This window comes from Micromonospora sp. WMMD558, assembly GCF_049315255.1.
In the GTDB taxonomy this organism is placed as follows: Bacteria; Actinomycetota; Actinomycetes; order Mycobacteriales; family Micromonosporaceae; genus Micromonospora.
The window spans coordinates 661,534-675,737 of record NZ_CP186061.1 but is presented as its reverse complement, the minus strand read 5'-3'; the positions used below and the strand labels follow the sequence as shown (position 1 = coordinate 675,737).

The 14,204-nt window shown below is 74.9% G+C and carries 8 protein-coding genes; 6 read left to right on the top strand and 2 right to left on the bottom strand.

What is annotated here, in order from left to right; genetic code table 11:
• Window position 1 precedes the first annotated feature (1 nt).
• From mca to ACN26Y_RS03180, 3 genes are all read left to right on the top strand, one after another.
• Complete coding sequence (gene mca / locus ACN26Y_RS03190) at window positions 2–883, top strand: mycothiol conjugate amidase Mca (protein WP_422734281.1); 882 nt, start codon at window positions 2–4, stop codon at window positions 881–883.
• Between the two features lie 82 nt (window positions 884–965).
• Entirely contained in the window at window positions 966–1,259 is a 294-nt protein-coding gene (locus ACN26Y_RS03185; protein WP_422734280.1) for a hypothetical protein, read from the top strand.
• A gap of 178 nt (window positions 1,260–1,437) precedes the next feature.
• Window positions 1,438–3,966, top strand: coding sequence for a putative bifunctional diguanylate cyclase/phosphodiesterase (locus ACN26Y_RS03180; protein ID WP_422734279.1), 2,529 nt, complete (start codon window positions 1,438–1,440; stop codon window positions 3,964–3,966).
• Between the two features lie 95 nt (window positions 3,967–4,061).
• On the opposite strand, the gene ACN26Y_RS03175 is transcribed toward ACN26Y_RS03180, so the two are convergent.
• A complete protein-coding gene (locus tag ACN26Y_RS03175) occupies window positions 4,062–5,090 on the bottom strand; it encodes a phosphatidylinositol-specific phospholipase C domain-containing protein (RefSeq protein WP_422734278.1) in 1,029 nt (342 codons plus the stop codon).
• A 118-nt stretch (window positions 5,091–5,208) separates the two neighbouring features.
• On the opposite strand from ACN26Y_RS03175, the gene ACN26Y_RS03170 reads away from it, so the two are divergent.
• From ACN26Y_RS03170 to purE, 3 genes are all read left to right on the top strand, one after another.
• A complete protein-coding gene (locus tag ACN26Y_RS03170; protein WP_422734277.1) occupies window positions 5,209–7,254 on the top strand; it encodes a thioredoxin domain-containing protein in 2,046 nt (681 codons plus the stop codon).
• Window positions 7,255–7,385: 131 nt separating this feature from the next.
• Window positions 7,386–8,567 (top strand): 5-(carboxyamino)imidazole ribonucleotide synthase, encoded by a 1,182-nt coding sequence (locus ACN26Y_RS03165; RefSeq protein WP_422734276.1) that lies wholly within the window; start codon window positions 7,386–7,388, stop codon window positions 8,565–8,567.
• A complete protein-coding gene (gene purE, locus ACN26Y_RS03160) occupies window positions 8,564–9,055 on the top strand; it encodes a 5-(carboxyamino)imidazole ribonucleotide mutase (RefSeq protein ID WP_422734275.1) in 492 nt (163 codons plus the stop codon). The genes ACN26Y_RS03165 and purE overlap by 4 nt, the downstream gene beginning before the upstream one ends.
• 80 nt (window positions 9,056–9,135) lie before the next feature.
• On the opposite strand, the gene ACN26Y_RS03155 is transcribed toward purE, so the two are convergent.
• Window positions 9,136–14,070, bottom strand: a complete 4,935-nt coding sequence (locus ACN26Y_RS03155) for an SCO7613 C-terminal domain-containing membrane protein (protein WP_422734273.1) — start codon at window positions 14,068–14,070, stop codon at window positions 9,136–9,138.
• Between the last annotated feature and the right edge of the window lie 134 nt (window positions 14,071–14,204).

Here is a 14,204-nt window from a genome sequence, read left to right as displayed (position 1 = left end):
GTTGGCAGAGCGACTGCGGCTCATGGCCGTCCACGCACACCCGGACGACGAGTCGAGCAAGGGCGCGGCGACCACCGCGAAGTACGTGGCCGAGGGCGTGGACGTCCTGGTCGTGACGTGCACCGGCGGCGAGCGCGGCAGCGTGCTCAACCCGAAGATGGACCGGCCGGACGTCTGGGCCAACATCGCCGAGATCCGCCGGGCCGAGATGGACGCCGCCCGCGCGATCCTCGGGGTCGAGCAGGCCTGGTTGGGCTTCGTGGATTCGGGCCTGCCCGAGGGTGACCCGCTGCCGCCGCTCCCCGAGGGCTGCTTCGCCCTGCAGGACGTGGCCGAGGCGGCGGGGCCGCTGGTGCGCCTGATGCGGGAGTTCCGTCCGCACGTCGTCACGACGTACGACGAGGAGGGTGGCTACCCGCACCCGGACCACATCATGACCCACAAGATCAGCATGGCCGCGTTCGAGGCCGCCGGTGACCCGGAGCGCTACCCGGAACTGGGCGCACCGTGGCAGCCGTTCAAGCTCTACTACGACATCGGCTTCTCCAAGGGCAAGATCCTCGCCCTGCACGAGGCCATGCTCGCCGCCGGCCTCGAGTCGCCGTACGAGGAGTGGATCAAGCGCTGGGAGGACCGGGAGGACAAGGGCCCGCGCATCACCACCCGGGTCGAGTGCGCTGACTACTTCCCGGTGCGGGACGACGCGCTGCGGGCCCACGCGACCCAGATCGACCCGGACGGCTTCTGGTTCCACGTGCCGATGGAGCTCCAGCGGCAGGCCTGGCCCACCGAGGACTTCCAGTTGGTCCGGTCGCTGGTCGACAGCCCGCTGCCCGAGTCGGACCTGTTCGCCGGGGTGCGCGAGACGGCGCACGCCGGCTAGCCGTGGTCCCGCCGCTACTCGACGGACGCCCTGATCCGACACGGGGCTACGCTGGGTACCAACCGCTCATCGGAGGAACGCCATGCTGACCGCTGCCCAGGTGCTCGCCCAGAACAACTTCGGGGACACCCGCACGGGTGGCCTGGCGGGCCCGATGGGTCTCCTGCTGATCCTGGTGCTGGCCACCGCCACCGTCCTGCTGATCCGCAACATGAACGCGCGGCTGCGCCGGCTGCCCGACCGGTTCCCGCAGCAGGCCGGGCCGGCCGACGCGGCCCGGGCGGACGCCGCAGTCGTTGATCCGACAGACGGCACGGGAGCGCAGGATTCATCGGCGAACCCGCCCAACGGGCCCCAGCAGCGCCAAAACGGCTAGTCCCCGCATGATTCACGTCCGAGCAGGTCGTCACCCCCTGTTGCGGTCACCGGTATTGGCTTAGCCTTCCGCCGGGGGGACCGTCAGTCTCTTCGGCCGTGCGGGAGGGGGCGCCGATGACCAGCACAGCAGCGGCTGCCCGTCGCACCTCCGCCCGGCCCGTCGCCGGAGGGGGTCGGTGACCTCCGCCCCGGCGGGGGAGTCGCGGGTCGAGACCCGCGACTCATCTCCGCGGCTGCTCGTGCTCACGGTTGCGGTGGCGGTGACCGCCCTGGTCGCGGCGGTGGTGGGCCTCACCCTGCCGGTCGGCCTGCCGGCCGACGATCCCTTCGGCGGGGCCGCCCGCTTCGGGTTCGCCGTCGCCCTCTTCGCGATCGCCCAACTGGCCCGGCTCCGGTTCCGGGCCGCCGCCGGCGCGGTCAGCATCACCTGGGGTGAGGCCGCGCTCATCGTCTGCCTGCACCAGGTGCCGTCCGGGTGGCTCCCGGCGGCCACCCTTCTCGGTGTCGGGCTCGCCTGGACCGGCATGTCGCTGCTCGGGGACCGCCGGCCGGTGCTGGAGATCGTCCGGATCGCGTCGTCCCTGGCCGCGGCGACCGCACTGGCCGTGGCGGTCACCACGGCCCTGGGCCGGCCACTGCTGGCCACACCGACGCCGGCCCTCGCGCTCGCGGTGGGCGCCGGCGCGGTCGTCTACCTTCTCGCCAGCGCCTGGCTGGGCGGCGTCAGCCTCACGTTGCGGAACGGCACGTCGCTCGGCGCGGTGCTGCTCGCGGCGCTGCGCGGCAAGCTGCTGATGTTCGTCGGCAACGTCGTGGTGGGTCTGGTCGTGGTGGCTCTCGTGGACCTGGATCCACGCTGGTTGCTGCTGTTGCCTCCGCCGCTCTGGCTGCTCCAGCAGACCTACCGGCACCGGCTGCGCGCCGACCAGGAGCGGCGTTCCTGGCGAGCCTTCGCGGAGGCGACGGCTGCGCTCAACCAGCTCGACGAGCGGGGCGTGGCGAGCGCGGCGGTGTCCGGCGCGTTGACGCTCTTCCAGGCCGAACTGGTCGACGTGGACGTCGCCCGGGGCGACGGGCGCTGGCGGCGCTACCGGGGTGACGCGGGCGGGCAGATCGTGGAGCGGGAGGTCGGTGTCCCCGAGCCCGACGAGGCGGACGACCACCGCCTGGTCCGGGCGCTCACGGTCGGGGACACGCAGGTGGGCCACCTTCGGGTCCGGTTCCCGCCCTCCGCGCCGCCCGGCGACCGCGAGCGGGATGCGGTCGCCGCGTACGGGGACGCTCTCGCGGCGGCGCTGCACGACGCGGCCACCCACCGCGAGCTGCGCCTGGTCACGGCGCGGTCGTCGTACGAGGCGGTGCACGACGCGCTGACCGGCCTGGTCAACCGGGCGGCGATGCTGAGCAGGGGCGACCAGGCGCTCCGGCAGCTCGCACACGACCACCCGGTGGCACTGCTCCTGCTGGACGTCAACCAGTTCAAAGAGGTCAACGACACCCTCGGGCACGCCGCCGGCGACCAGTTGCTGCGGCTGACCGCCAACCGGCTGGGTGCGCTGGCCCGCGGCGGGGACCTGCTCGGCCGCCTCGGCGGCGACGAGTTCGCCGTCCTGCTGACGTCGGTCCCGGTCATCGGGGACCGCGCGGCCCCGATGGCGTACGCGCTGCGCCAGGCCCGGGAGATCGCCGAGCGGCTCGCCGCGCCCACCGAGGTGGCCGGCGTACGGATGTCGGTGGAGGTCGCGGTCGGGGTGGTGGTGGCCGACGCGGGCACCGCCGACATGACGGAGCTGCTGCGCCGCGCCGACATCGCCATGTACCAGGCCAAGGAGGGCGGTGGCAGCGTCGCCGCTTACGACTCGACCCGGGACGCCGCCAGCACCGACCAGCTCGCCCTGCTGGCCGAGCTGCGGGAGGCGCTGGCGACCGACGACCAGCTGGTGCTGGCCCTGCAACCGGCGGTCGACCTGGCCACCGGTGCGCCGACCGGCGTGGAGGCGCTCATCCGCTGGCGGCACCCGCGCCGCGGCTGGCTGAGCCCGCACGACTTCATCCGCCCGGTGGAGAACAGCGAGCAGCTGGGCACGTTCACCCGGTACGTGCTGGACAAGGCGCTCGCCGTGGCGGCGCAGTGGGCCCGGGAGGGCCTCGACGTGCCGATCTCGGTGAACCTGTCGGCTCGCAGCCTGCTCGACCCCCGGCTGCCGGCGGAGATCGCGGACGCGCTGCGCCGCCACCAGGTGCCGGCGCACCGCCTGGTCCTGGAGATCACCGAGACGGTGGTGATGAGCGAGCTGGAGGTCATCGACGAGGTGCTCGCCACGCTGCGCACGATGGGCGTGCAGCTCGCGGTCGACGACTTCGGCACCGGCTTCTCGTCGCTGACCTTCCTCACCCGGATCGCGGTCGACGAGTTGAAGGTGGACCGGTCCTTCGTGATCCGGATGGCGGATTCGCCGGAGGCGGCGGCGATCGTGCGGACCACCGTCGGGCTGGCCCAGGAGTTGGGGCTGCGGGTGGTCGCCGAGGGCGTGGAGACTGCTGAGCAGCGCAGCGCGCTCGCCGCGCTGGGCTGCACCGCCGCGCAGGGCTACCACTTCTTCAAGCCGATGCCCGCCGACAAGATCGGCGCCGTCCTCGGCACCCTGCTGGACGAGGCCCGCCCCCACCTCTTCCCCCTCCGCACCGCCGACGACGCCTCCTAACCCCCACCCGGCCACCCAGATCGATCATGGAGGTGGCGGGCTGTAAGGAGATCAAACCGCCCGCCAACTCCATGATCAACGGGTGTGGTGGCGGGTCAGGCGCGGGGAAGGACCAGGGGGAGCACGGTGGGGAACCCTGCCCAGTCGGCGCTGGCGATGCTGGCGTGGTGGGCGGCCAGTTCCGCCACTCTTGCGCGGGCGGCGTCCGGGTCCGTGCCGACCGCGGGGGGCACGTGCTGGGCGTCGGTCATGATCAGCAGGTAGTTGTTGGTCGAGTACCAGGCGGTGTCGATGCCGCCGGTGACGTACGCCGTCGCGTCCCCGTCGAAGACCACGAACCAGGGGCGCAAGCTGGTGTCGGCGTACCGGCTGCGGGGATCACCGGCCTGTGCCCGGTGCACGGCCGGGAACGCCTGGGCCCGGGCCAGCGTGCCGGCGCCGGCGAGGGCGGCCAGGTGGCGGGCGTACTCCACGTCGGTCCAGAGCACGTCGGTCGGGTTGCTCTCCTCCACCGTGCCGGGGATCAGCTCGACGATCACCTTCCCGGCGAGCTGCGCCCGGGTCGGCCAGGCGTCCGCGCGGGCGGCGGCGTCCAGGGAGGGGTACGCCCCGCGCAGCTGGGCGGGGGTGAACACGCGGTCGCCCAGCCGGGCGGCGAGCACCGCGTCGAGTTGGGCCGGCCCCTGCCCGGTGCGGCTGCTGAAGCCGGTCTTCAGCTCCAACTTGAGGATCAGCGGTCCGGCGTCCGGGTGGGCGGCCAGCCACAGCCGGATGTTGTCCAGGCAGTGCTCCAGGTTCCGGTTCCGGTTTCCCGTGTAGAGCTGGGCGGCGCTGGTCGCGGCCACGCAGTTGTTGTCGTTGCCGAGCGGGTTGGAGTGGCTGACCCGCCACTGCCGGACGAAGATGTCCGGCCAGACGTCCAGCTCGATCAACCCCGGGCGGGCGTCGAGCGCCTGCGCGAGGTAGGTGTACGTCGACTTCTCGTACGCGTTGTGGGTGCCGACGGCGGTGGCCGCCGAGACGTGCGTGGCCGGGTCGACCGCCGCCTGCGCGGGGGCGGGGGTGAGCAGCGCCGCGGCGACCGTGCCGGCGGCGAGGGCGGACAGGAGCGGGAGTCTGCGCATCGGCGGTGTCTCCTCGGGTCGGGGATGCCTGCACAGATCCAAATAGATAAATGTGAACGGCGGAAGGCGTGCCGCTGACCGCGGAGCGGGCAGCGCCGGGGCTGGTTATGGTCGTCGGGTGAACCGACTCGCTGACGCCACCAGCCCGTACCTGCTCCAGCACAAGGACAACCCGGTCGACTGGTGGCCGTGGTGCGACGAGGCGTTCGCCGAGGCGAAGCGGCGGGACGTCCCGGTCGTCATCTCGGTCGGTTACGCGGCCTGCCACTGGTGCCACGTCATGGCGCACGAGTCGTTCGAGGACGAGCAGGTCGGCGCCCTGATGAACGAGAACTTCGTGTCCATCAAGGTGGACCGCGAGGAGCGCCCGGACGTCGACGCCGTCTACATGACGGCCACGCAGGCCATGACCGGGCAGGGCGGCTGGCCGATGACGGTCTTCGCCACCCCGGACGGCACCCCGTTCTTCTGCGGCACGTACTTCCCGCAACCCAACTTCATCCGGCTGCTCCAGTCGGTCACCACCGCCTGGCGGGACCAGCGGGACGCCGTACTCCGGCAGGGGGCCGCGGTGGTCGAGGCGATCGGCGGCGCCCAGGCCGTCGGGGGGCCGTCCACCCCACTCACCGCCGACCTGCTCGACGCCGCCGCCGACCAGCTCGCCAAGGAGTACGACGGGACGCACGGCGGTTTCGGCGGGGCGCCCAAGTTCCCGCCGCACATGAACCTGCTCTTCCTGCTGCGGCACCACCAGCGCACCGGCTCCGACCAGAGCCTGGAACTGGTCCGGCACACCTGCGAGGCGATGGCCCGCGGTGGCATCCACGACCAGCTCGCCGGGGGCTTCGCCCGCTACTCGGTGGACGCGCACTGGACCGTGCCGCACTTCGAGAAGATGCTCTACGACAACGCGCTGCTGCTGCGCGTCTACACGCACCTGTGGCGGCTGACCGGCGACCCGATGGCGCGGCGGGTCGCCCGGGACACGGCCCGTTTCCTCGCCGACGAGCTGCACCGGCCGGGCGAGGGCTTCGCGTCCGCGCTGGACGCCGACACCGAGGGCGTCGAGGGCCGCACGTACGTCTGGACGCCCGCCCAGTTGGCCGACGTCCTCGGGGAGGAGGACGGCCGCTGGGCCGCCGACCTGTTCGACGTCACCGAGTCCGGCAACTTTGAGCACGGCACGAGCGTGCTGCGGCTGGCCCGGGACGTCGACGACGCCGCGCCGGAGATCCGGCAGCGCTGGCAGGACGTCGTGAGCCGGCTGCTGGTCGCCCGCGACGCGCGCCCGCAACCGGCCCGCGACGACAAGGTGGTGGCCGCGTGGAACGGCCTCGCGATCACCGCCATAGCCGAGTTCCAGCAGGTCGCCGCCGGGTACGCGCAGGACGCCCCGGGCGACGACGCCAACCTGATGGAGGGCGTCACGATCGTCGCCGACGGGGCGATGCGGGACGCGGCCGAGCACCTGGCGCGCGTACACCTCGTGGACGGGCGGCTCCGGCGGACCTCGCGGGACGGCCGGGTCGGCGAGTCCGCCGGGGTTCTGGAGGACTACGGCTGCGTCGCCGAGGCGTTCTGCGCCATGCACCAGCTCACCGGGGAGGCGCGGTGGCTCGCCCTGGCCGGCCAGCTCCTCGACGTGGCGCTGGAGCGGTTCGGCGCTCCCGACGGCGGGTTCTACGACACCGCCGACGACGCGGAACGCCTCGTCACCCGGCCGGCCGACCCGACCGACAACGCCACCCCGTCCGGCCGCTCGGCGATCGTCGCGGCGCTGGTCGCGTACACGGCGCTGACCGGGGAGAGCCGGTACCGGGAGGCGGCGGAGGCGGCGCTCGCCACCGTGGCGCCGATCGTGGCCCGGCACGCCCGTTTCACCGGGTACGCGGCGACCGTCGGCGAGGCGCTGCTCTCCGGGCCGTACGAGGTGGCCGTGGTCACCGACGACCCGGCCGGCGAGCCACTGGTCCTGGCGGCGCACCGGCACGCCCCGCCCGGTGCGGTGATCGTGGCCGGCCGGCCGGACCAGCCCGGGGTGCCGCTGCTCGCCGACCGGCCGATGGTCGACGGGCGGCCCACCGCGTACGCCTGCCGGGGTTTCGTCTGCGAACGCCCGGTGACCCAGGTCGGCGACCTGGTGGCGCAGCTCACCGCCCGGTAGGTCCGGTGGCGGCCGGTGTGTCCGGCGGAGCGGAACCGGGCGGTGTCCCGGGCTACCCGCCGGGCGGCGGGTGGCCGGTAGGGCCGGGCGGCGGCGGGACGGAACGGCAGGCCGGATAGGCTGGCGCCGCTATGGATTCCCGTACCGGTCTGCCTGTTGTCGGCATGGTGGGCGGCGGCCAGCTGGCCCGGATGACCCACCAGGCCGCGATCGCCCTCGGCCAGTCCCTGCGCGTGCTCGCGCTCGCCCCCGACGACGGCGCCGCCCTGGTGGCCGCCGACGTGCAGTACGGCGACCACACCGACCTCGCGGCGCTGCGCACCTTCGCCAAGGGCTGCGACGTGGTCACGTTTGACCACGAGCACGTCCCCACCGAGCACATCGCGACCCTGGCGGGCGAGGGCGTGAAGCTCTTCCCGCCGGGCGAGGCGCTGGTGCACGCGCAGGACAAGCAGGTCATGCGGGAGCGGCTGGGCTCACTCGGCGCGCCGAACCCGGCCTGGCGGCCGGTGGCGGCCCCCGCCGACCTGGTCGCCTTCGGTGACGAGGTCGGCTGGCCGGTGGTGCTCAAGGCCGCCCGGGGCGGGTACGACGGCCGCGGCGTGTGGCTGGTGGACGACGAGGCGCAGGCGGCCGAGCTGGCCGCCACGCTGCTCGCGGGCGGGACGCGGCTGATCGTCGAGGAGCGGGTTACGCTGTGCCGGGAGCTGGCCGTGCAGGTGGCCCGGTCGCCGTTCGGGCAGGTCGCCGCGTACCCGGTGGTGGAGACCGTCCAGCGGGACGGGATCTGCGTCGAGGTGCTGGCCCCCGCGCCGGACCTGCCCGAGGAGCTGGCGGTCGGTGCGCAGCAGCTCGCCATCGACCTCGCCACGGCGCTCGGTGTGGTGGGCCTGCTGGCGGTGGAGCTGTTCGAGGTGGCCGACTCCTCCGCGCCCACCGGCAGCCGCATCGTCGTCAACGAGCTGGCGATGCGTCCCCACAACTCGGGGCACTGGACGATCGAGGGGGCCCGGACGTCGCAGTTCGAGCAGCACCTGCGGGCGGTCCTCGACTACCCGATGGGCGACACCTCGCTGACCGCGCCGGTCGTGGTGATGGCGAACGTGCTCGGCGGCGAGCCGGGCGGCATGTCGATCGACGAGCGGCTGCACCACCTCTTCGCGGCCGAGCCGGGCGCCAAGGTGCACCTGTACGGCAAGCAGGTACGCCCCGGCCGCAAGATCGGGCACGTGACGGTGCTCGGCGACGACCTGGACGACGTACGGACGCGGGCGGCGCGCGCCGCCCGCTGGCTGCGGGAGGGGCGCTCGTGAGCACGGTCGGTCTGATCATGGGCAGCGACTCGGACTGGCCGACGATGAAGGCCGCCGCCGAGGCGCTGGACGAGTTCGAGGTGCCGTACGAGGTCGGCGTCGTCTCCGCCCACCGCACGCCGGTCAAGATGATCGAGTACGCGCGTACCGCCGCGGACCGGGGCCTCAAGGTGATCATCGCCGGGGCGGGCGGTGCCGCCCACCTGCCGGGCATGGTCGCCTCGGTGACGCCGCTGCCGGTGATCGGCGTGCCGGTGCCGCTGAAGTACCTGGACGGGATGGATTCGCTGCTGTCCATCGTGCAGATGCCGGCCGGCGTGCCGGTGGCCACGGTGTCGATCGGCAACGCCCGTAACGCCGGCCTGCTCGCCGTCCGCATCCTCGCCGCCGCCGACCGCACGTTGCTCGACCGCATGTCGGCCTACCAGGCCGGCCTGGAGCAGCTCGTCGCCGACAAGGACGCCGCCCTCCGCGCCTCCCTCAGCTGACGGCCCGCCCGCTCCGGAAGGGTGGGTGCGGCGCCGGCACGCTCTGCTCGACCTCGACGAGGATCCAATGACCCTCGAATTCACCGCATGCCGCGGAGGGCGGTCTGGAGGCGTTCCTGGGCGCGGCGGCGCCGTTCGTTGCTGGCCCCCAGGATCAGCAGCAGGATCCCGACCGGGATCAGCGCCAGCCACGGGCCGAGGCTGAACAGCGCGTGGATGGCCGTGATCGCGGTGACCGTCGCACCCACGATCACCGGCGCCTGCTGCTGGCTCATCGAGCCGAAGATCAGTACGGCGACCGCGCCGAGCAGCAGGAGCACCTGCCGCAGCGTGCTCGTGTCGGTGGCCAGCACGATCGCCAGCGTGGGGACGAAGGCGGCCACCAGCGCCGGCCCGTACGCCACCCAGCTGCTGATCTCGGCGTGCTGGCGCAGCTCCAACACCCCGACGAGCAGGGCCAACGCGGCGAACGGCAGAGTGTACGCCTCGGGCAGCGCGACCTCGGCGACCCGCATGAGGATCCACCAGGCGGCGATCTCGCAGACCACGACCGCCCAGAACAGGATCCGGCGTTCCACCGGCCGACGGCCGGGTCGCGCCGCCGCCACCCCGAGGACCGCGCCCCAGGCGGCGAGCAGCGCGGCGATGTGCCGGGGTGAGTCGTACGCGAGAGCCAGGGCGATCAGTGCGGCGGCGTGGCCGCTCCACTCGACGGTGGCCGCCTCGCGCTGCGCCTCCGGGCGGCGCAGGCGGGGCAGCGTCGCCGCGAACACCTGGAGGGCCGCGCCGACGGCCAGGACGCCGAACGCGGACCACACCGCCGCGAGACCGGCGACCAGGCCGGCGGTGAGCACGAAGAGCTGCGCCATCAGCGAGGCGAACAGCCAGCCGAGGATGCGGGCCCGCTGCGTGGCGCCGAAGATCGCCGCCACCGTACCGACGCCCACGGCACCGCCCAGCGTGAACAGGGTCAGCTCCCGGGTGGCGAGGCTGCCGGCGAGCCCGGCACCGCCGGCGGCCAGCCCGATCACGAAGACGAGCACCCGGGCCAGGCGGAGCGAGCGGGCCCGCTCGACCAGCGCCGGCGGCGGCGTGAGGGCCAACCCCAGCATCGAGATCGTGAAGACCGCCAGCCCGGCGAGGGTGGTCGCCCGCCAGCCGATGCCCAGGGCCACGGGTGTGATGAGCAGGGTCACCGCGGCACCCGGCAGCACCACCGGCACCGCCCGGCTCCGGCGGCCGCCGCTGAAGCCGACCGCGGCCAGCGCGGCGGTCGCGGTCAGCAGCAGCGCGGTGAGCACGTGGGTCGGGTCCACCGCGGCGGGCGGCGGGGTGAGCAGCTCCGGCGGCGGCCCCTGCCAGATCCGGCTGAGGGTGCGTTGCGGCTCGACCAGCGCCACGTACAGCGCTGGTGCCAGCGACACCAGGGCCAGCACCGTCGGCAGCGCGGCCGCGGCGAGGGCGCCGGCGGCCGGGTTGACCCGCCAGCGCCGTGTGCCGGTCTCGGGGAAGCGCCGGAGAGCGCCGTCGAGGAGCACCGACCACCGGCGCACCGGCGCCGCCGAGCCGGCGGGCGGCTCGGTGGCGCCGCGGACCAGCTCGGCGAGCACCCCGAGGAGGGTCGCGGCGGCGGCGTACACCCCGACCGGGAGACCGGTCGGGGCGGCGGCGAGGGCACTGACCGTCGCGCCGCCGACCACCGCGACACTCACCCAGGGCAGGTACTGCGGCACCTGCCGGCGGACGGCGGCCACGGCGGCCAGACCGAGACTGGACGCGGCCAGCGCGGCGGTCAGCACCACCTGCGGCGAGCGACCGAACTCGGCGGCCAGGGCGGCCACGGCGCCGGGTAGCGCGAGCAGTGCGGCGCCCGTCGCGGCGCCGCCGATCTGGGCGAGGTGCGACGGCATCCCCTCGACGTCGATGTCGTCCACCTCGGGCGTCGCGAGGGTGCGGGCCAGCGCCGCCACCACGACGCCGATCAGCACGATGCTGCCGAGCGCCAGCGCGGTCGTCCACGGCCGGACCAGCCCGGCGCCGGCCGCGTGCAGCGCCACCACACCGGCCACGACGGCCCGGGAGACGGCGGCGCGCGGGTCGACGGAGGCCACGGCGGCCATGCCGTACACGGTGGCGACCGTCGCGCCGACCAGCACCGGCGACCACCACTCCAGCGCGAACGCGGCCGGAGCGCCGATGGTGGCCAGGACGACGGCGGCGCCGGAGACGTCGTACCGCCACGGCGGCGGCAGCAGGACCGCCGCGGCGACGGCCAGCAGCAGCAGTGCGACCGGTGCCTGCCAGGTGGAGCCACCGGTCGGGGCGGCCGGCCAACCCGTCAGGTCACCGGCCCAGATCGGCCCCGGGGTGGCGAGCACGCCCAGGCCACCGCGCAGGGCGGACCAGCCGGCCAGCAACCCGATGAGCACGCCGCCGACGGCGAGACCGAGGGTCGGCCCGCGCCGCCACTCCTCGGGCAGGGCGCGGGCGGCCATGGCGACGACCAGCACCAGCCCCGCCGCCACCGCCAGCTGCCCGCCGGGGGCGATGACAGCGGCGATCCGGAGCAGGGTGGCGATCAGCGCGGCGGTCACCGCCGCGGCAGCCAGGTCGGATCCGTCCAGGGTGAGGTCGGAGCGCCGGCCGGCGTCGATGGACGGCGCGAGGAACAGCAGGACGGCGGCGACCAGCAGCAGCGCACCGACCCACGCGTCGGCGGCGGTGGTGCCCGGTGCCCCGAAGCCGGCGGCGGCCACCGCCAGGGCGCCCAGACCGGTGCCCACCGCCAACGGGACCGGAAGGTGCCGCTGCGACACCTGCACGATGGCGGCGTACCCGAGCGTGACGCAGACGGCGAGGAAGCTGGCGGCCAGCACCGGCACGGTCACCTCGCGCACGCCGGCCGGCGTGAGGGTCGGGCCGGCCGGCGCGGTGGCGGCGACGAAGGCGGCCACGGCACCCGGTAGCGCGAACGCCGCGCCGCCCGCGGCCCACGCCGACACGGTGTCCGCCGGGGCCGGAGCGAGGCGGACCCGGGGTGCCGCGGCGACCAGCACCCCCGCCGCGAACAGCGTGAGCAGGACAGCGGCGGTCAGCGCGGGCCGGGCCAGGCCGGCCCCCGCACCGAACAGCCCCACCCCGGCGGCGGTGGCGGCGTGTGCCAGCGCGGCCCGCTCCGTCCGCGCCGACAGGCCAAGCACCCCGATGACGATCGCGGCGAGCACCATCGGCCACGGCGCCGCCGCCCACCCGAGCCCGAACGACGCCGGTACGGCGAGCGCGGTCAACGCCCCACCCACCACCGCGAACTCCCGGCGGATCTCGGACGGCAGGGCCACCACGGCGGCGACGGTCAACAGCAGGGCGCTCGCGGCGAGCTGCCCGGTGACCGGGCCGGCCGCGGCGGCCAACTCGGTCGCGTACCGGTCGAGGTCGGCCGCCCACGCCGGCTGCGCGGCCCGGACCGCGGCCACCCCGGCGCGCAGGGCGCCGCCGGCCACCACCACACCGCTGACCGTCAGCGCGATGGCGGAGGCGAACTGCGGCCCGCGCCGGGCCGCCTCCGGAACGGCACGGACGGCCACGCCGGTGATCGCGATGACGGCGGCGATCAGCAGCAGCGACTGACCGGGCAGCGCCACCGAGACGACCCGGCCCACCGCGCCGATCACGGCGAGGGTGACGATGCCGGCCCCGACGTCGGGCAGCGGAGGCCGGCCCAACCCGAGCGTGCCGGCGAGGCAGACGACCGCGGCGAACAGCAGCGCGACACCCGCGCCGGTCGCGGCCGGCACGGTGGTCGCGCGCAGCAGCGCGGTGACGGCGTACGCGAGGGCGACCGCCACCGCGACGGCGTGCAGCCCCCAGGCCACCTCCCGCAGCCACGGCACCGGGCGGGCGGCCGGGGCGTCGGCGCCCGCCACGGGGCCGCCGAGCACCTCCTCCGCCTCCTCGGGGGCGCCCTCGGGCCGCCCGGTGCCCTGGCGCTGCCGCGGCGCGACCGGGGTGCCGTCCGGCCGCCCGGTCGTGGCTTCCGGTGCGGCGGTCGCGGGCGCCTCGGGCACGTCCCGGCGGACCGGTCGCTCCACGGTGACCGGTGAGCGGGCCAGCCAGAGGTCGAGGACAGCGACCAGGGTGAGCAGCACCGCCCAGCCCCCGGGCCCGGTGACCCGGTCGTACGCGAGCAGCGGCAGCACGGGTTGGGCGGCCAGCACGGTGGCGAACCGGGGGGCGCGCAGCCCGGTCCAGCCGGCGTACGCGAACGACACCCCGGCGGTCACCGCGAAGATCACGCCGGCGAAGACCGCGCCGGAGGCACCGCCGTTGCCGATCCGGTCCACGGCCCACAGCGCGTACCCGGCGAGTGGCACCAGGAGCAGCCCCACGGCGGCGATGGTCTCGGCGGTGGAGGTCAGCCCACGCCGGGCCAGCACCGGCGGTGCGAGCAGCATCAACACCGTCGCGAGGAGCAGCACGCCCAGCCGGGCGAGCGCGTCCATCGAACTGGTGGCGACCGCGGCGAAGACCACCGCGGCGACCCCGAGCAGCAGCGCGCCGAGGCCGAGCGGGATGTTCTGCACCTCACGGCTGGACGCCTCCGGCGGGTGTTCCGGGTTGTCGGCGTCCAGCCAGGCGGCCGGCGGAGGTGGTGGCGGCGCGTCGTCCGACCCCGGGGGCGTGCCCTGGCGGGGCACCCGCGGCGGCGCGCCGGTGGCGGCGGTCGGCGGGCGTCGGCCGGGCCGGCGGCGCAGCACCCGGCGCGGGCGGGTGGCCTGCTTGGTCCGTTCCTCGCCGGCGTGGGCGAGGATGTCCCGCTGGAACAGCGCGGCCTGCATCTTGGCGGCGATCTGCCGCTGCTCGCGGGCGATCTCGGCGTCCCGCGCCTTCATCTCCGCGATGGACCGCTCGATCTCCGCCAGGTGTTCCAGCCACTGTGGCTGCTCCGCGCCGCAGTGCGGGCAGCGGACGGCCGGCTTGATCTCACGGCCGCACGAGGAGCACTGAAAGCTCGCCACGACACCCCTCCACCCGCACTGTGGACCTCCACTGTCGCAGCATGCCCAAAGCTGGCGTGGATTTCGACCGTTGTCGGCGGGTCCGGGGTGACGACCGTCGGCGTACCCGATGACGGCCGGCCGCGGCAGAGCCC

Bases quoted from the DNA above. Each gene is read 5' to 3' on its own strand.
- ACN26Y_RS03175 (WP_422734278.1), bottom strand. From the start codon at position 5,090: ATGCGCAGACTCCCGCTCCTGTCCGCCCTCGCCGCCGGCACGGTCGCC.
- ACN26Y_RS03185 (WP_422734280.1), top strand. From the start codon at position 966: ATGCTGACCGCTGCCCAGGTGCTCGCCCAGAACAACTTCGGGGACACC.
- ACN26Y_RS03165 (WP_422734276.1), top strand. From the start codon at position 7,386: ATGGATTCCCGTACCGGTCTGCCTGTTGTCGGCATGGTGGGCGGCGGC.